The following is an 18,344-nucleotide window of genomic DNA, read 5'->3' as shown; positions in this document are numbered from 1 at the left end:
CTTTCTGCTGAATTTGAAAATCCCACTTATTTGCACCGGCGCCCGGGTGATAAGATAGTACAGCAAAAATGTGCAGGCATTTTTGGCAGCACACTGAATCATTATTATAGAAGCAACAGGAGGAAAAATATGCCAAAGAATAAGAGAGAGAGTCTGATTTATACAGTTTTGATGTGTTTTACAATGGTGCTGTGGATGAGCATCTATAATGTAGCAATCCATCAGGGAGAGCTTTCCCTGTCTGTCCTTAAGGACGCCTGGATGGGCCTTCCCATCGCCTACGTGTTCGCTATGGCCTGCGACTGGTTCCTTGTGTCGGGGCTGGCCAAGGGGTTTGCCTTCCGCTATCTGGTGAAGCCCGGAGTTCCCAGCCCTCTGAAGACAGTCATCGCTGTGTCCAGCTGCATGGTAGTGCCCATGGTTATCATCATGTCCTTCTACGGGGCGGCGGAGACCTGCGTGAGGACAGGACAGTGGAGCCCGGTGCTCTCCATCTGGCTGACAAACATTCCGAAGAACTTTGTCATGGCGCTGCCCTTCCAGCTTTTGATCGCTGGGCCGCTGGTGCGTTTCCTGTTCAGAAAAGCCTTCCCGGAAGGCTGTATTCTGATGGAGGCGGCACAGCCGGAGATGTAGCAGAGCGCTGCGACGGGACGGCAGTTTGTAAAAAACAGGGAAATCCCCCCGGAATTTGTGGGTGAACATAGCGGTATTGCATATCGTTGAAAAAATATGACAGGGGAAAATGCATCGAAATGCCGAAAATGAAAATTTAAAAAAGTGATAAATTGGTAAAAAATAATCTTGAAAAAAATGCATTTGCGGATAAGGCGATTTTCCTTGCAAAAAACACATAATTTTGTGCGGAAAGAAAGAAAAAAAGCAGAAAAAATCCATAAAAAAACAATGAAAATCCGGGGCGAAAGCTAAAAGCAAAATTTGTTGACAAATGAATTTGTTAGCAGTAATATTCACAAGAAAAAAATAAGAGAAGGAAGGGGATAATACGGGAGAATTAACTGAAAAACTGATGGAAGAACTGAATTGTACGCCGGTTTTTGAGATCCCCGTTTTCGGCGGTATTTCCGTGAATGAGTCCATTGTTGTGACGTGGATCATCATGGCGGTCCTGACGGTCCTGTCTGTCATCTTTGTTAGAAACTTAAAAGTGGAAAATCCCGGGAAAGTCCAGCTTGCGCTGGAGTCAGCAGTCGGATGGGCGCAGGATTTCTTTGAAGGCATCATTGGAAAAGAAAACAGGCGCTATATCCCTTATCTGATTACCGTGGCCCTCTACCTTGCGGTTTCCAATGTGATCGGACTGGTAGGCTTTAAACCGCCCACAAAGGATCTGAATGTGACGGCAGCGCTGGCCATTATGAGTATGCTCCTCATTGAGTATTCGGGCATACACAGAAACGGCCTGAAACACTGGGTTGGACATTTTGCCAAGCCCGTTCCCTTTGTTGCGCCGATCATGGTGATGGAGGTCTTTATCCGCCCCCTGTCGCTGTGTATGCGGCTTTTCGGCAACATGCTGGGAGGATTTGTGGTAATGGAGCTGGTCAAAGCGGTGGTTCCATTATTAGTACCTATTCCGTTGAGTTTCTATTTTGATATATTCGACGGACTTCTGCAGGCGTATGTGTTTGTATTTTTGACTGCCCTGTTTATGAATGAAGAGATGGAATAGTAAGCAAAGAGATTAAAAGAAAAGGAGATTGAAGATTATGTCAGGAACAATTATTGCAATCGGAGCAGCTATCGCTGTACTTACAGGTATTGGAGCAGGTGTAGGTATCGGTATCGCAACAGGAAAGGCAGCAGAGGCCATTGCGAGACAGCCTGAGGCTGAGGGCAAGATCAGCAAGACACTGATCCTTGGATGTGCCCTTGCGGAGGCAACAGCTATCTACGGCTTCATCATCGGCCTTCTTGTGATCTTCTTCCTTCAGTAGAAATATTGTCAGAACATGAAGTTGGATTACAGGAAAGGCAGGTACTAGAAAGTGCTGAGTTTAGACTTTAATTTTGTCCTGGAAATGATAAACCTGGTCATTCTCTATCTGCTGCTGCGCAAATTTCTGATCGGTCCGATCATGAATATCATGGAGAAGCGCAGGGCGATGATCGCTGACGGTATCCAGAATGCCAACGACCAGCAGGCCAAGGCAATGGAGCTTAAAAGTCAGTATGAGGATGCCTTGAGCGGAGCAAAGGATGAGTCCCGGCGTATGATCGAGCAGGCCAAAGCAGACGCTAAGAAGGAGTATGACCGCATACTGAAGGATGCGGACAACGAGGCCGGAAAGATCATGAAGACAGCCAGGGAGACCATTGATCTTGAGAGAGAACAGACACTGAGACAGATGAAGACAGAGGTCGCGGGGCTTGCCATGGACGCTGCAAAGAAGATCATGATGGACAGCTGCAGCGAGAAGGGCAGCCAGGCTGTCTACGACCAATTTCTGAAAGAAGCAGGTGATCCCCATGAAGACAGCGAAGACAAATAAAACTGCGTACTGCTCTATGGCGGCGATCCGCTATGCCAGGGTGCTGTTTGACATGGAGCTCCCGGAGGAAGTGATCGGGGGGACGGAAGAGATATTTTCAGAGGCCCCCGCTCTTGTCTCGGTTTTGGAAAGTCCTATCGTGACAAAAGACCAGAAACATAAGGTCATTGACCGGATCTTTGACGAGAGAATACGGAATTTCCTGAAGGTGGCCACAGACTACGGGAAGGCCGGCATCATGCAGGAGATTTTCAGGGCATATCATCAGTATAAAAATGAGATGGCCGGCATCGTAACCGCTCACCTGGCCTATGTGGTTCCGCCCACCGAGGAACAGAAAAAGGGTATGGAGCAGTTTGTGCGCAGAGAATTTCACGCGAAAGGCGTGGTCTGGGAGATGGAAGAGAGGCCGTCGCTGATCGGCGGATTTCTTCTCCTTGTGAATGGCCGGGAGTATGATTACAGCATGCAGGGACGGCTGAAACGATTAGAACAAAAATTGACCTGGAGGTGAAAAACTTGAGTTCGATCAACTCAGATGAGATTATCTCTATCATTAAGGAAGAGATAGAAAATTATGATGTGATCAGCAGAGACCAGGAAGTTGGCTATGTTGTCTCTGTTGGAGATGGAATTGCCTCCGTTTATGGAATAGACCATGCCATGTACGGTGAGATCGTCACCCTGGAGACAGGGCTGAAGGGCATGGTGCAGGATATCAAGACAAATGAAGTGAGCTGTATCCTGTTTGGAGACGACTCCGATATCAGAGAGGGGACAAAGGTAGCCCGTACCGGAAAGAAAGCCGGTATCCCCGTGGGAGAGGGTTACATTGGAAGGGTTGTGGACGCCCTCGGTTCCCCTATAGACGGAAAAGGCGAGATCAAGGCGGACGGATACCGTCCGGTGGAGGAGGAGGCGCCCGGAATTGTGGAGAGAAAATCAGTCAGCGTGCCGCTGGAGACAGGCATCCTCTCCATTGATTCCATGTTCCCTATCGGCCGTGGACAGCGTGAGCTGATCATCGGCGACAGGCAGACGGGCAAGACCTCCATTGCTACAGACACCATCATCAACCAGAAGGGGAAGGATGTGATCTGTATCTATGTGGCTATTGGACAGAAGGCATCCACAGTGGCCCAGCTTGTAAACACGCTGCGGTCCCACGACGCCATGGACTACACTACGGTGTTCTGTTCAACGGCCAGCGAGTGCGCGCCGCTGCAGTACATTGTGCCCTATGCGGCAACCGCGCTGGCGGAATATTTTATGTATCAGGGAAAGGACGTGCTGATCGTGTACGACGATCTGTCCAAGCATGCGGTGGCCTACCGTGCCATTTCCCTGCTGCTGGGACGCTCTCCGGGACGTGAGGCGTACCCCGGAGATGTCTTCTATCTCCACTCCAGACTGCTGGAGAGAAGCAGCCGCCTGAGCGAGAAGGCGGGGGGCGGTTCCATCACGGCGCTGCCTATCATTGAGACCCAGGCGGGAGATGTTTCCGCCTACATTCCGACAAACGTGATCTCCATCACGGACGGACAGATCTTCCTGGAGAGCGACCTTTTCAACGCCGGTATGCGTCCGGCTGTCAACGTGGGACTTTCTGTGTCCCGTGTGGGAGGCGCTGCCCAGACTAAGGCTATGAAGAAGGCGTCCGGAAGCGTGCGTATCGACCTGGCTCAGGCCAGGGAGCTGGAGTCCTTTACCCAGTTCAGCTCGGATCTGGACGATGTCACAAAGACCCAGCTGAAATACGGAAGCTGCCTGACAGAGCTTCTGAAGCAGCCTCTTGGAAATCCGCTGAGCCTTCACGAGCAGGTTATCACACTGTGCGTAGCCACCCACAAGCTCATGCTGGATGTAGATACAGACAAGGTAAAACAGTTCCAGACAGATATGCTTGCATTTTTTGAGAACAGTCATCCTGAGATCTGTCAGACCATTGAGGAGAAGAAGATCCTGGATGATGAGCTGACAGAGCAGATTTTAAATGCCGCAAAGGAATTTAAAGAGAAAAGGTAAGCAGGTGTTATTATGGCAAATGCAAGAGAATTGAAAGAGAGGATGGCCAGCATCCAGGAGACAAAGAAGATCACCAACGCCATGTACCTGATTTCCTCCTCCAAGATGAAGCAGGCGAAGAAAAAGCTGGCGGACACAGAGCCCTTTTTCTACGCCATGCAGGCGGAGATCACCCGGATCCTGCGGCACGTGCCGGATATGCACAGCCATTTCTTTGACCGCAGGGAGAAGATCCCGGCAAAGGACAGGAAGGTCGGATGTATTGTCATCACGGCGGATAAAGGTCTTGCCGGGGCATACAACCACAATGTGCTGAAGATGGCGGAGGAGCTGATCGGGCAGCCGGGAAAACACAAGATGTTTGTCCTGGGTGAAGTGGGAAGGCAGTATTTCTCTAAGAGAGAGGATGAGCTGGATTCTGAATTCAAGTATACCGTGCAGGATCCGAACCTGTACCGGGCCAGAGTGATCGCCGTCAAGATGGTGGAGCTTTTTGAGGCGGGAGAGCTGGATGACATTTATATCATCTACACCCGGATGAAAAACGCGCTCCAGGCTGAGACGCAGCAGATCAAGCTTCTGCCTCTGCAGAGAGTCAACTTTGCGTCCGACAAGATGGCGGCCATGGCCGGCGTGTACAGAGAGGCAGTCACCCTGTACCCCTCCGCCCACAAGGTCATGGACAATATTGTCCCCAACTATCTGATCGGCATCATTTACGGCTGCCTCGTGGAGTCTTACTGCAGCGAGCAGAATTCCCGTATGCAGGCAATGCAGAATGCCACGGACAGCGCCACGGATATGCTGAATGAATTAAATGTAACCTATAACCGTGTAAGGCAGGCGGACATCACCCAGGAGCTGACAGAGGTGATCGGCGGTGCCAACGCACAGAAAAGGAAGTGAGATAAAACACTATGACAAAAGGAAGAATTGTACAGGTCATGGGACCTGTTGTAGACGTTGAGTTCGATAGCAGGGAAGATCTTCCATTTATCAAGGATGCACTGGAAGTGGACAACGGTGGAAAGCGCTGTGTCATGGAGGTGGCTCAGCATGTTGGAAACAATGTTGCGCGTTGCATCATGCTTGCTTCCAGCGACGGCCTCTACAAAGGGATGGAGGTGACAGCCACCGGGGAGGGTATCAAGGTTCCGGTTGGCGAGCAGACCCTTGGAAGACTTTTCAACGTGCTGGGAGAAACCATCGACGATAAGGAGAAGATTCCGGAGGATTCAGAACACTGGGTAATCCACAGAAAGGCTCCCAGCTTTGAGGATCAGAGCCCGGCTGTGGAGGTGCTGGAGACAGGCATCAAGGTCATCGACCTTCTGACCCCCTACGCAAAGGGCGGAAAGATCGGCTTGTTCGGAGGCGCCGGTGTGGGAAAGACAGTCCTGATCCAGGAGCTGATCCACAACATCGCCACGGAGCACGGCGGATATTCTATCTTTACCGGCGTGGGCGAGCGTTCCAGGGAGGGAAATGACCTCTGGACAGAGATGAGCGAGTCAGGAGTCCTGAATAAGACGGCCCTTGTGTTCGGACAGATGAACGAACCACCCGGAGCCCGTATGAGAGTGGCGGAGACAGGGCTTACTATGGCTGAGTATTTCCGTGACGAGGAGCACCAGAACGTGCTGCTGTTTATTGACAATATTTTCCGTTTTGTACAGGCCGGTTCTGAGGTGTCTGCCCTTCTTGGACGTATGCCGTCAGCCGTGGGATATCAGCCCACTCTGGCAAATGAGATGGGCGCTCTCCAGGAGCGTATCGCCTCCACGAAGAACGGGTCAGTCACATCTGTGCAGGCTGTGTACGTGCCTGCGGACGACCTGACAGACCCGGCTCCGGCTACCACATTCTCCCATCTGGATGCCACCACAGTTCTTTCCAGAAAGATCGTGGAGCAGGGTATCTATCCGGCTGTAGATCCGCTGGAGTCCACCTCCCGTATTCTGGAGGCTGACGTGGTGGGCGAGGAGCATTACCAAGTGGCCAGAAGGGTGCAGGAGATTCTCCAGAAGTATAAGGAGCTGCAGGATATCATCGCTATCCTCGGTATGGAGGAGCTGTCAGAGGAGGATAAGCTGACAGTCAGCAGGGCCAGAAAGATCCAGAGGTTCCTGTCACAGCCCTTCTCTGTGGCTGAGACATTTACCGGAACACCGGGAAAATATGTGCCTTTGTCGGAGACCATCCGCGGCTTTAAGGCTATCATCGACGGCGAGATGGATGAGTATCCGGAGAATGCGTTCTTTAATGTCGGAACTATTGACGAGGTTATCGAGAAGGCAAAGACTGAGCAGGCTTAAGCGCGGCCGCGCAGTGCCTTTTGTCCGGCAGAAGGAGTGAAATTAGATGAACACATTTTTTTTGAAGGTTATATCCAGCGATAAGGTTTTTTACGAGGGAAAATGCCAGAACCTGATCCTTCCCATTGAGGACGGAGAGTTCAGTGTCCTGGCCCATCATGAAAACATGATCGTGGCAGTGGTAAACGGGGAGCTCCATCTGAAGACTCCTGAGGGCGAATGGATCACAGCCGCTGTGTCCCGGGGGTTTGCTGAGATCATCAACAACCGTGTTTCCGTCCTTGTGAACTCGGCGGAGCGGCCTGAGGACATTGATGTAAAGCGAGCTGAGGAAGCCCGCCAGAGAGCTGAGGAGCGCCTGCGCCAGAAGCAGAGCATCCAGGAATACTACCTGTCCCAGGCATCCCTGGCCCGCGCCATGACCCGCCTAAAAACCTCCCGAGATAAACATTGGAATATCTGATGGCAATGAGCCATGCGGAAATCGGAAAGGATGCAGACACTTCATGCTGGCATGAAAGTGGCTGCATCCTTTTTGATTTCCATAGGGCGAACGCCCGAGACTGACACGGAGCGAAGCGTAGTGGAAGTCGGCATGGCGTAGTAGATCTGGTCGACACTTCATGCCAGCGCAAGCTGCTTGACGTTTTCTCAGAATTGTGTTATGTTAATACTATCTTAAGCGGCATGGCATTTCGCCGTTCATAAGCCGCTTGATTATGAATTGGTCGTTCTTTTGCTTCGGCTTCTGAAGCAGAATATCAGCCTTGTGACATGTAGTAAATTTCGCTATAATTGAAGAAAGGAAATTGCCTATGAGAAATATGCTTGCGGAGGATATCGCGCTGGCAGAAGGAAAGTCTCAGTATGACGCCCAGTGTAAGAAAGTGCTGTCAAACAGGACGATCCTTGCCTGGATATTGAAGCGCACAGTGCAGGAGTGTCAGGAGCTGTCTGTATCTCAGATAAAAGCATGTATATGCGGAGAGCCTGAAGTGTCCAACGTGCGGGTGGAGCCTGGAAGGACGAACAGACTGCCGGAGCAGGTGGTCGGAGATGCAAACGAAGACAGCAGCCGGATGAAGGAGCCATTTATTTTGATATACGGCTTCACATGCTCATTCCCGCCCGGAGAAAAACAGAGATTAAGCTGATCATCAATATTGAAGCACAAAAAGAATTTTATCCGGGTTATAACCTTGTTACACGGGGAATATTTTATGGGGCCAGGCTGATTTCATCGCAATTGGGAACGGAATTTACAGGTTCAGATTATGACAGTATAAAGAAGGTTTACTCCATATGGATTTGTATGAATGCCCCAAAGTACATAGGAAATGCCATTTCCATATATTCAATCGGAAAGAAGGATATTGTACCGGGGATTCCGGATCGTCCAGGCAGCTATGACAAGCTGTCAGTGATCTGCATTTGTTTGTGTGACGGGGCGGAAGACGGGCAGGAGCTAACGAGGATGCTGAATGTACTTCTGTCTCCGTCTTTGAGAACGGGAGATAAAATTGAAAAACTGGAAAATGATTTCCAGATAGAGATGGAGTACAGCCTTGGAAAGGAGCTGGAGCAAATGTGCAATCTGAGTGATTATGTAGAAGAAATCGGGATAGAAAAGGGAATAGAAAAAGGGAGAGACGAAGGGAAAAATCTAAACCTTATTGAGCTTATCCAAAAGAAATGCAGGAGAAATAAAAGCCTGGAAGAAACGGCGGCAGATCTGGAGGAAGAACCCCAGGCCATTGAGGCGATTTACAGGATCGTGCAAAAATATCCCCATGCATCCTGCGAGGAGATATTAATGAAGCTGAAGGAATGACAGAAGCGGAGGTGTGGCAGACATGAAGAAACTGAAAACCCGCTGGACAGACCAGGTGCTGGAGCACCCGGACCAGGTACTGGCAGAATATCCACGGCCTTCCATGCGAAGGGAGAGCTATGTCAATCTGAACGGATACTGGGATTATGTGATCACCGGGAAAGGAAAGAGGCCGGAGCGGTACGCGGGGCGTATCCTTGTGCCTTTTTCCCCGGAGGCCCCCCTATCGGGGGTGGAGAGGAGCCTTCATCCGAGCCAGGTGCTCTGGTACAGACGGATGCTGCCGGGAGAGGTGGAGAGAAGATCGGGCAGGCGCTGGCTCCTCCACTTTGGCGCAGTGGATCAGTTCGCCGCTGTCTACGTCAACAAGAGACTGGCGAAAAAGCATCTGGGAGGTTATCTGCCTTTTTCCGTGGATGTGACAGATTTCCTGAGGAAGGGAGAAAATGAGCTCATCGTGGGCGTGCGGGATTTTACGGATCAGTCCTACTACAGCAGAGGAAAACAGAAGCTGCAGAGGGGAGGCATGTTCTACACAGCTCAGAGCGGGATCTGGCAGACTGTGTGGATGGAGGAAGTGCCGGAGGCGCACGTGGACAGGCTGAAGATCACGCCTCTCTACGATGAGAAAATGGTGGAGGTCACGGTCTGCTGCGCCGACCGGGGCCAGGTTTCTGTTGCTGTGTCTTCGGAGGAGACGCAGCCCTGGGAGGTGGAGGGGGAAGCCAATGAGCCCATCCGCATACCGGTGCCCCGGATGCATCCCTGGACACCGGAGGATCCCTTTCTTTATTTCCTGAGCGTCACCTTTGGGGAGGACCGGGTTGACAGCTATTTTGCCATGAGAAAGATTTCCGTTTCTTTAGATGCGGAGGGTATCCCTAGGACATTTCTCAACGGCAGGCCCTATTTCCAGAGGGGCGTTTTGGATCAGGGGTACTGGCCCGACGGACTGTACACGGCGCCATGCGATGAGGCCCTGGAATTTGACATCAGGGAAATGAAGCGTCTCGGGTTCAATATGCTCAGAAAGCACATCAAGATCGAGCCGGAAAGATGGTACTATCACTGTGACCGGCTTGGGATGCTGGTGTGGCAGGACATGGTCTGCGGAGGCCGTCCTTACAGGAAATGGTATGTCACCTACCTGGCAAACGGATTGGAGAAATTTCATATCCGTATGACAGACCGTACCTACGGGCTTCTGGGACGGAAGGAGGAGAAGGGACGGCAGCAGTTTGTGGAGGAGATGAAGGAGACGATCCGCCTGCTCTGGAACCATCCCTCCATTGTCACCTGGGTTCTGTTCAATGAGGGCTGGGGACAGTTTGACGCAAAGGAAGTGACGCGGCTGGCCAGGGAGATGGATCCTTCCCGGCTCATTGACCAGGCAAGCGGATGGTTTGACCAGGGCGGCGGAGATTTCCGGAGCATACATAACTATTTTTTTAAGCTGCGCTTCTGGAGGGAAGAACGCGTCCAGGCGCTGACGGAATTCGGCGGCTTCTGCTGGAGGTGCAGGGAGCACAGCATGTCGGGAAAGGTCTACGGCTACAGAATTTACGGGAGCAAAAAGGAGCTAAGCGCGGGCTATGGCCAGCTGATAAAGGAGGTTGCCTCTCATATAGGCGAAGGGCTGTCCGTTACCATCTATACCCAGCTCTCAGATGTAGAGGAGGAAGTAAACGGCATTTACACCTATGACAGGGAGATACTGAAGATAGATGAGAATGTGCTGAAAGAGTGGAATGAAAAATGCAGTATTTGATATCCATGGGATCAAAGTCCGCATGGAGTATCGGAAAATAAAAAATATGAATCTGTATGTGCGCCCGGAACAGGGTGAAGTGTTGGTGACAGTCCCCTTTAGGACGCCCAGGGAGCGGGTGGAGCGGTTCCTGTACGAGAAGGAGGGCTGGATGCGCCGGCATCTGGAGCGGACCCGGGTGACCTGCGAGCACCCGCCTGTGTCGGAGGAGCAGATAGAAAAAATGAAAAGGCAGGTTCTTGGCTATGCCCAAAAGTGGGAGACGATCATGGGCGTCCATGCGTCCGGCTGGACCCTGCGGGATATGAAGACAAGGTGGGGAAGCTGTACTGTGAGCACGGGGCGTATCCGGCTGAATACCAGACTTGTCTTTTGTCCGGAGGAGTGCCTAGAGTATGTGATCGTGCACGAGCTCTGCCACCTGATTGAGCCCAGCCACAACCAGCGGTTTAAGAGCTGTATGACAAAATTTCTGCCGGACTGGAAGGAGAGAAAGAAGAAATTAAATGGTTTACACGTGGATAGCTGATATTTCTCCTCTCAGGGAGGAGCAAATTTACAGGAAATACTATGAGAAGGCGCCGGATTTCCGCAGGGAGAAGGCGGATCAACTCCGTTTTCCCCAGGACCGGGCACAGAGCGTGGGCGTCTGGGCGCTGTTGGAGAAGATGCGGAAGCGATATGGGGCCGGCCCGGATCAGGTCTTTAACCTGTCCCACTCCGGGGACTATGTGTTGTGCAGCATTTCTACAGAGAGGGAGGAGAAGGTGGGGTGCGACATTGAGACCGTGAAGGAGGCCCGGATGCGGGTGGCCCGACGTTTTTTCCTTCCCTCTGAGACTGCCTGGGTCGAGGGACAGCCGTCAGAGCGGGAGAGGGCGGAGGCTTTCTACCGCCTGTGGGTACTGAAGGAGAGCTTTATGAAGGCAGTGCGCAGAGGGATGGGGCTGGATACGAGGAGCTTTGAGATAGGCTTTGACGGAGAAGATCGTCCTTTCCTTGTGAGGAAGCCCTGGCAGTATCCGGAAAGATATTATTACAGGGAGTATCAAGTGTCGGGGATCAATGCCAGGATTGCCGTGTGCAGCACAGACGGAGAGTTCGGGGAGATATATCAGGAGCTGCTGGAGTAAAGGCGCGGAGCAAAGCAGACAGGGGAAGGTTTATGGAGCAAAACCCGGATTGACGTACAGTATATGTTTTGCTAAAATAAGAAGAGGGAAAAGCATAGGTTTATGAAGAAACTCTGAAGTTTACAAAACGAAGAGCCATAAGCTGTGCAGGGTGAGTATAATTTAATTGAATAAGGAGGAATATCATGTTAGATCTTACATTCGGAGAACAGGTCAAAATTATCTTAAGCCGGAAAGGCATGACGATCAAAGAACTCGCGGAAATGATAGAAGAGCGGACGGGGAAGAAGATGTCCAGGCAGAATCTTACGCAGCGCCTTGGAAGGGACAATTTCCAGGAGCAGGACATGCGCATGATCGCGGAGATACTTGGCTGTCCGTTTCAGCTGAATATACTTGGTGACGCAAGGCAGCCGGAGAACACAGATGAGGAGAGTGTTCATGTCACGGAGGCCGAGTTGCTGCGCCTCGAAAAGAAGAAGGGAAAGAAACACCGTCATCCTGTGGAACGGGATATCACCATCGGTGAGCTGGTGGATCTCAACAGTGGTCTGGACCAGCTCCTGGAGGAAAAGGAAGAGCTCCTGGGTGAAGAGATTGCTTTGGATGCTGCCCGGCCGGAGCAGGAGGACGCGGCAGAAGCTGTCGTGGCGGAAGAGCGTGTGACGGAAGCTTCTGTGGCAGAGGAGCAAACAGAGGAGCCGGCGGCGTCAGTGGAGGCGGCTTCAGAAGAAGCAATGCCGGAAGATGCCGCGCCGGAAGAGATGGCGGCAGAAGCAACGGTAGAAGAAATAGTAGAGGAAGTGCCGGCGGAAGAGACGCCTCAGGAGCGCCCGGCCAAAAAGGCAAGGGGAAGCTGGAGAGATTTCTTTCAGAGACGTACCAGAAAAGAGCCTAAGGAGCATGTCGCCCAGACAGAGGCAGAGCGGCAGGCTACTTCCCCGGCTGCAGCCCGTGAGGATGTAAAGCTTCAGGAGGAGCCGGAAGAGGTTCCTGATGAGGCACTGGAGACGGCCGCAGAGGAGACCCTGGAAGAAAGAGCGGCAGAGACGCCGGTGTATACCCAGGAGACGAGAGAAGAGATGCTGCAGGCTGGCGGAGATGAGGAAGAGGATCTGGAAAAGGGAGAGGTTAATCCCTACACAGGGCATGAGTATGAGTCCAATACTGTGCGCATGCATCCCAAGAGGATTGGGTACGTTCAGGTGTATGACAGGAGCAGCCACCAGTGGACAGACATGACAGAGTGGGCCTTCCTCGGCTATCAGGAGAGGAAGAAGGCTCTTCTTGGAAATGACTACGAGCCGCCCATTTATCTCGATTAAAGAAAGGAAGAGGACCGTGAACTGGGAGCAGCTTTTATCTCCGAAGAGAAGCAGGGGGAGTGGCCAGAGACATCCTGGCTCTTCGGATCTGCGCAGCGAATTTGAAAAGGATTATCACCGGATCATCGGGAGTGCCTCCTTCAGGAGGCTGCAGGACAAGACTCAGGTGTTTCCGCTGGATAAGAGTGATTTCATAAGAACCCGGCTGACTCATTCTCTGGAGGTGTCCTCCCTGGCCAAGTCGCTGGGACAGAATATCGGCGAAAATATTCTTACATATAAAAAGGATCCTTCCTTTACCCCGCAGATGAAGGAAGATATCTGCAGCATCCTGCAGTGCGCCGGGCTGATCCACGACATCGGCAACCCGCCCTTTGGACATTTCGGGGAGGTGGCCATACGGGAGTGGTTTGAGAGAAATCTTCCCCGGCTGATCTTCAGAGGAGAGCCGGTGGAGCAGGTACTGACAGAGCAGATGAAGCAGGATTTTTACCATTTTGAGGGAAATGCCCAGGCCTTCCGGCTTGTGACAAAGCTGCATTTTCTCGTAGATGAGAATGGGATGAACCTCACTTACGCCCTGCTGAACACCATCGTGAAGTATCCGGTCTCCTCGCTGGGGATCGACGCTGACTGCGGCGATATCAAGAGGAAAAAGATCGGCTACTATCTGGCGGATGAGGAGCTGTTTCACCGGATTGAGCGGGAGACAGGGACAAACGGGAGACGGCATCCGCTGACCTTTATCCTGGAGGCGGCAGACGACATCGCCTACAAGACGGCGGACATAGAGGACGCCTTTGTCAAGGGATTCATCTCCTACCATATGCTGATGGAGGAGTTGAAGAAACTGAAAAGTATTCAAAACAACAATAAAGTCATCTTTGACCCGGCGGGAAAGCTGGAGGAGCTGTACCGGCGGGGTGTGGAGAAGGGAGTGGACCATCCGGAGGAGTATGCGGTCAAGAACTGGATCGTCCGGGTGCAGGGATTCCTCATCTCCTGCGCCACGTACGGATTTACCTCTAACTACGAGGCGATCATGGAGGGGAGCTACTCTTCGGACCTGTTTTACCATACGTTTGCAGAGGAGCTGATGGAGCTGCTGGGAGACGTGGCTATGCGGCGTGTGTTTTCCACCAGGCAGATCTATCTCATGGAGCTGGTGGAGGCGGGCATACTGGACTATCTCATGGACAGCTTCGTGAGGGCGGTCATCCACTATGACGAGGACGACAGCGCCTTAAACTCTATTGACAGGAGACTTGTGTATTTTATTTCCAGCAACTACAAGGACGCCTACCACTATCATGCAAGAGGAAAGACTGATACGGAAAAGCTGTACCTGCGGCTTCTCCTTGTCACGGATTTTATCTGCGGCATGACAGACAGCTACGCCAAGAGACTGTACCAGGAGCTGAAGGCGATCCTCTGACAAAGGAAGAACAGGTATTTTCCGGTATCCAGGCGAATAGATTGTGATAACCAGACAAAGAATGGAAGTGGAGGTTTGAAACGATTTATTCGCTATTTGTATGAATATCAGGATGGAAAACGCATCCGCAACGTGGGCTTTGTGAAGGTGGAGCAGACGGATGAGTCCACGATAGTGCATATTCATGGAAAAGGGCTGCACCTCACGGAAGACAAAAGGCTAAAGGTGTACATTTTTTATGTGAAGGAAGGACAGTGTATCGGGCTCTGGCAGGGAGACATCGACCATGTGAACCCGGCTGTCAATTCCCGGCTGACTTTTACTCCGGAGGACACCGGGCGGCCGTCCAACTATCCGCTGATCGAGGGCGTTATACTGGAAAATGCAGGACACAGGAGATTTGCCGCCGTCTGGGATGACATGCCTGTGGCGGTGGAGCGGATGCAGGTCTTTAGAGACGAGCCGGAGCCGGATCTTGCCAGTCTGGCGGCCCGGAAGGCTGCGCAGGACGAGGAAGAAATGCGAAAGAGAAGTTCCCTGGAGGAGAGTGGAGAGGATGTCCCGGATGAAGATATTCCGGATGGCAATGTCCCGGACACAAACGGGACTAGCGGCGAGGACAGCTCCATGGATTTGGCGGACAGCCAGGAAGAGGCGGAGCCGGAAGCGCTGGCCTCGGAGGAGGAGACAGACCTTCCGGAGGAAATGCCCCGGCAGGAGCGCCCGAACAGGACCGGGGGAGACCCGCCTATTGGATCCCTGCGCTGTATCAAGATCCAGCGCAGGGATATCGCTCAGCTGAAGCGCTGCGAGTGGCGGCTGGCCAACAACAGCTTTCTCCTCCACGGATACTACAGCTATCATCACCTTCTGCTGATACAGGAGGGAGAAAAGTGCTGGCTTGGAGTGCCCGGCATCTATCATCCCCGGGAGGCGCAGGCGGCGGAGGCCTTCGGTTTTCCAAGATTTGTCCGGCCGGATGAGGGGGACGTGGAGCTGACCGAAGAGGAGACAAACAGGGAGGAAGACTTCGGGTACTGGTGCCGCCCGGTGAGGCGGTGACACAATTGGAACAATTTCAATTCCAGACGTAATACTTTTTAAAAGTATTACGTCTGGAATGAAAAAACTGGTGTACAATTTTGGATAAAGTGGTGTGTAAATGTGCAAAGTGTAGATGAAAAATATATGAAAGAGGCAATTAAACAGGCAAAGAAGGCGTACGCGCTGGACGAGACCCCGATCGGCTGCGTGATCGTATATGAGGGAAAGATCATCAGCCGGGGCTACAACCGGCGGAACACAGACAAAAATCCTCTGGCCCACGCGGAGATCACGGCCATCCGCAAGGCCAGCCGTAGGATGGGGGACTGGCGGCTGGAGGGATGCACCATGTATGTGACGCTGGAGCCCTGCCAGATGTGCGCGGGCGCCATTGTCCAGTCCCGGATGGACCGGGTGGTGATCGGGTGCATGAACCCCAAGGCGGGGTGCGCCGGCTCTATTCTAAATCTGCTCCAGATGGACAGGTTCAACCATCAGGCTCAGATCACGTCTGGTGTGCTGGAGGAAGAGTGCAGCTCCCTCATGAAGCAGTTTTTCCGGGGGCTGAGGGAGAGAAAGAAAAAAGAGAAAAAGAGCAGCGTCCCATCTGTGGCGGATTGACTGATCCGTAGCAGATGGGACGCTGCTCTCTTTTCCCTAAAAAATGTGAATGGATTTATAGTTTATATATGACCACCCTGCCCGCGGCAGCATGGCAGAAAGCTTTTTTCGTGCATTGCGCTTCGAACCAGGCCAACAGACGTTACCTTGGCAGTTTACTCAACCCAGGCACCCTCACGGCACCCGAAAGGTTCCGCTTAGTGCTGCTTCGTTCCCGACCTGACACGGTTCACGGATTTCCGTCGCGTGAGACCCGGATATCAACGTCACTTACCAAGGGCAGCTCTGCCAGCTTTCGCCCTCCGCGCAATATCACCCCTGCTATAGCGGACTGCAGGTACAAGGCACCGCTACCGCCCCGGCTGCACGAGTCTATATTTTACCCTGTTTTTTTGAAAATGTCAATGGATGCGGGATTTATTGTAAAACCCGATGGAATATAGTAAAATAACAGGCATGATGAGAAAGATATTGTTAGCAGCAGTCAATGCAAAATATATTCACTCCAACCTGGCCGTGTACAGCCTGAAAGCCTATGCGGACGCGAGATTGCGACAGAGCAAAAGCCCTGTCAGTTCTGCCGGCCATGCCGCCGGCGAAGTGGAAATTGAGATCGGCGAGTACACCATCAACCAACAGCCGGACCGCATTATGGAAGACATTTATAAAAGAAGGCCGGACCTTCTCTGTTTTTCCTGCTACATCTGGAATATCCAGATGATCCGCTCCCTTCTGCCTGAGCTTGGGAAGGTGCTGCCGGACACGGAAATCTGGCTGGGAGGGCCGGAGGTGTCCTACGACCCGGTACGGCTGCTGGAGCAGTTTCCCCAGGTGACAGGGATCATGAAGGGCGAGGGGGAAGAGACCTTCGCGGTTCTGGCGGGAGCCCGGGCAGCAAGAGAAGCGGGCCCGGGGACAGATTTGGAGGACGCAGAGGGCATCACCTGGCGTGACAGCCGGGGGCAGATCCGGGATAATCCGTGGAGACAGCCTCTGGACATGGATCAAATTCCCTTTGTCTACCAGGATATGACAGATTTCAGGCACAGGATCGTATATTATGAGAGCAGCAGAGGCTGCCCCTTTTCCTGCAGCTACTGCCTGTCCTCTGTTGACAAGAGACTCCGGTTCCGAAGCCTTTCTCTGGTGAAACGGGAGCTTCAGTTTTTCCTGGACGCAGGGACAGAGCAGGTGAAATTCGTGGACCGGACCTTCAACTGCCGCCACGACCACGCCTTGGAGATATGGAAATACATCCGCCGGCATGACAACGGAATCACGAATTTCCATTTTGAGGTCTCGGCGGACCTTTTGAACGAGGAGGAACTGGAGTTGCTCCGATCCATGAGACCCGGGCTGATCCAGCTGGAGATTGGCGTCCAGTCCACCAACCCGGAGACCATCCGGGAAATCCGAAGGACCATGGATCTTGCCCGCCTGGAGGAAAATGTGAGAAACGTGCGGGAAGGGAGAAACGTGCACCAGCACCTGGATCTCATCGCCGGTCTCCCCTGGGAGGATCTGGAGAGCTTCGGGCGCTCCTTTGACAGGGTCTACGCCCTCCGTCCCGACCAGCTGCAGCTCGGCTTTCTCAAGATCCTGAAGGGCTCCCGCATGGAGAAAATGAAGGAGGCATACGGCCTGCTCTGCCGCGACACCCCGCCCTATGAGGTGCTCTCCACAAGGTGGCTGTCCTACGGGGATGTGCTGATCCTAAAAGGGGTGGAGGAGATGACTGAGCTCTACTATAACAGCGGCCAGTTCAGGACAGCCCTGGAGCTGCTGGAGCTGCGGGAGCCCTCGCCCTTTGCCCTCTACAGGAGGCTTGCGGCTTTCTATGAGCGGGAGGGGCTGGATCAGGTGCAGCACGCCCGGGCGGCCCGCTATGAGATCCTCCTTGACTTTGTCAGGGAAAACTGGCCGGAGGATGCCGGGGAGATGAGGGAGCGGCTCATTTTTGACTACTATCTTCGGGAGAACGCCAAAAGCCGGCCGGCCTTTGCGGGTGAGTCCCGGGCGGACGGACAGTGGGTCCGCGGCTTTTATGAGACAGAAGCCCGGGAGCACAGATTTCTGGAGGACTGCGAAGGGGCAGATAAAAATCAGCTCCGCAGGATGACCCACCTGGAGTATTTTCCCCTGAAGGGGGAGTATGTGCTCTTTGACTACAGACACAGGGATCCCCTCACAAATGACGGAAGAGGAATTCATATTGCAATTGAAAAATAAAACGTTTACAATGTAGGGAGCGGCTGAAAAATAAGACTAACTATTAAAGAAAGTCAAGTAAAAAAGTGGCAACGACTTTTCGTTGCAATCAGTACCTTGAAAACT

At 52.5% G+C, this 18,344-nt stretch carries 19 protein-coding genes and 1 other RNA gene; 19 read left to right on the top strand and 1 reads right to left on the bottom strand.

What is annotated here, in order from left to right:
• The first annotated feature begins 129 nt into the window (after nt 1-129).
• From FGQ86_RS09125 to tadA, 18 genes are all read left to right on the top strand, one after another.
• Nucleotides 130-636, top strand: coding sequence for a DUF2798 domain-containing protein (locus FGQ86_RS09125; protein WP_138303598.1), 507 nt, complete (start codon nt 130-132; stop codon nt 634-636).
• A 394-nt stretch (nt 637-1,030) separates the two neighbouring features.
• Nucleotides 1,031-1,693 carry a F0F1 ATP synthase subunit A gene (locus FGQ86_RS09120; protein ID WP_138303596.1) on the top strand — a complete coding sequence of 221 codons (663 nt, stop codon included), beginning with the start codon at nt 1,031-1,033 and terminating at the stop codon, nt 1,691-1,693.
• A 37-nt stretch (nt 1,694-1,730) separates the two neighbouring features.
• Nucleotides 1,731-1,958 (top strand): ATP synthase F0 subunit C, encoded by a 228-nt coding sequence (gene atpE / locus FGQ86_RS09115; protein ID WP_033126164.1) that lies wholly within the window; start codon nt 1,731-1,733, stop codon nt 1,956-1,958.
• Between the two features lie 51 nt (nt 1,959-2,009).
• Nucleotides 2,010-2,513, top strand: coding sequence for a F0F1 ATP synthase subunit B (gene atpF, locus FGQ86_RS09110; RefSeq protein ID WP_138303594.1), 504 nt, complete (start codon nt 2,010-2,012; stop codon nt 2,511-2,513).
• Entirely contained in the window at nt 2,491-3,027 is a 537-nt protein-coding gene (gene atpH, locus FGQ86_RS09105) for an ATP synthase F1 subunit delta (RefSeq protein ID WP_052084052.1), read from the top strand. Before atpF ends, atpH begins: the two co-directional genes overlap by 23 nt.
• Nucleotides 3,024-4,538 carry a F0F1 ATP synthase subunit alpha gene (atpA, locus tag FGQ86_RS09100; protein ID WP_138303592.1) on the top strand — a complete coding sequence of 505 codons (1,515 nt, stop codon included), beginning with the start codon at nt 3,024-3,026 and terminating at the stop codon, nt 4,536-4,538. Before atpH ends, atpA begins: the two co-directional genes overlap by 4 nt.
• Before the next feature lie 12 nt (nt 4,539-4,550).
• Entirely contained in the window at nt 4,551-5,444 is an 894-nt protein-coding gene (gene atpG, locus FGQ86_RS09095; RefSeq protein WP_033126167.1) for an ATP synthase F1 subunit gamma, read from the top strand.
• An 11-nt stretch (nt 5,445-5,455) separates the two neighbouring features.
• The gene (gene atpD, locus FGQ86_RS09090) at nt 5,456-6,853 is read left to right on the top strand and encodes a F0F1 ATP synthase subunit beta (protein WP_138303590.1); all 1,398 of its coding nucleotides are present in this window, start codon (nt 5,456-5,458) and stop codon (nt 6,851-6,853) included.
• 46 nt (nt 6,854-6,899) lie between these two features.
• Entirely contained in the window at nt 6,900-7,316 is a 417-nt protein-coding gene (gene atpC / locus FGQ86_RS09085) for an ATP synthase F1 subunit epsilon (RefSeq protein ID WP_033126169.1), read from the top strand.
• Between the two features lie 352 nt (nt 7,317-7,668).
• Entirely contained in the window at nt 7,669-8,007 is a 339-nt protein-coding gene (locus FGQ86_RS09080; RefSeq protein ID WP_138303588.1) for a hypothetical protein, read from the top strand.
• Nucleotides 7,968-8,684, top strand: coding sequence for a hypothetical protein (locus tag FGQ86_RS09075; RefSeq protein ID WP_138303587.1), 717 nt, complete (start codon nt 7,968-7,970; stop codon nt 8,682-8,684). Before FGQ86_RS09080 ends, FGQ86_RS09075 begins: the two co-directional genes overlap by 40 nt.
• A gap of 22 nt (nt 8,685-8,706) precedes the next feature.
• Complete coding sequence (locus FGQ86_RS09070; protein ID WP_138303585.1) at nt 8,707-10,452, top strand: glycoside hydrolase family 2 TIM barrel-domain containing protein; 1,746 nt, start codon at nt 8,707-8,709, stop codon at nt 10,450-10,452.
• Nucleotides 10,453-10,498: 46 nt separating this feature from the next.
• Entirely contained in the window at nt 10,499-10,981 is a 483-nt protein-coding gene (locus tag FGQ86_RS09065) for a SprT family zinc-dependent metalloprotease (RefSeq protein WP_242842846.1), read from the top strand.
• Nucleotides 10,959-11,585: a 4'-phosphopantetheinyl transferase superfamily protein gene (locus FGQ86_RS09060; RefSeq protein ID WP_033126171.1), complete on the top strand. Its 627-nt coding sequence runs from the start codon at nt 10,959-10,961 to the stop codon at nt 11,583-11,585. The genes FGQ86_RS09065 and FGQ86_RS09060 overlap by 23 nt, the downstream gene beginning before the upstream one ends.
• Nucleotides 11,586-11,770: 185 nt before the next feature.
• On the top strand, nt 11,771-12,910 hold the full coding sequence (locus FGQ86_RS09055) for a hypothetical protein (RefSeq protein WP_138303583.1): 1,140 nt from the start codon (nt 11,771-11,773) through the stop codon (nt 12,908-12,910).
• A gap of 16 nt (nt 12,911-12,926) precedes the next feature.
• A complete protein-coding gene (locus tag FGQ86_RS09050; RefSeq protein WP_138303581.1) occupies nt 12,927-14,345 on the top strand; it encodes a deoxyguanosinetriphosphate triphosphohydrolase in 1,419 nt (472 codons plus the stop codon).
• A gap of 75 nt (nt 14,346-14,420) precedes the next feature.
• The gene (locus FGQ86_RS09045) at nt 14,421-15,407 is read left to right on the top strand and encodes a hypothetical protein (protein WP_033126174.1); all 987 of its coding nucleotides are present in this window, start codon (nt 14,421-14,423) and stop codon (nt 15,405-15,407) included.
• Between the two features lie 102 nt (nt 15,408-15,509).
• Nucleotides 15,510-16,010: a tRNA adenosine(34) deaminase TadA gene (tadA, locus tag FGQ86_RS09040; protein ID WP_033126175.1), complete on the top strand. Its 501-nt coding sequence runs from the start codon at nt 15,510-15,512 to the stop codon at nt 16,008-16,010.
• 108 nt (nt 16,011-16,118) lie between these two features.
• On the opposite strand, the gene ffs is transcribed toward tadA, so the two are convergent.
• Nucleotides 16,119-16,380: signal recognition particle sRNA large type (gene ffs / locus FGQ86_RS09035), an RNA gene on the bottom strand.
• 86 nt (nt 16,381-16,466) lie between these two features.
• Between ffs and FGQ86_RS09030 the strand changes: the two genes are divergently transcribed.
• Complete coding sequence (locus FGQ86_RS09030) at nt 16,467-18,239, top strand: B12-binding domain-containing radical SAM protein (RefSeq protein ID WP_243127203.1); 1,773 nt, start codon at nt 16,467-16,469, stop codon at nt 18,237-18,239.
• Nucleotides 18,240-18,344 lie beyond the last annotated feature (105 nt).

Source organism: Clostridium sp. BSD2780061688st1 H5, assembly GCF_005845155.1.
Lineage (GTDB): Bacteria > Bacillota > Clostridia > Lachnospirales > Lachnospiraceae > Claveliimonas > Claveliimonas intestinigallinarum.
This window is presented reverse-complemented; position numbering and strand designations above follow the sequence as displayed.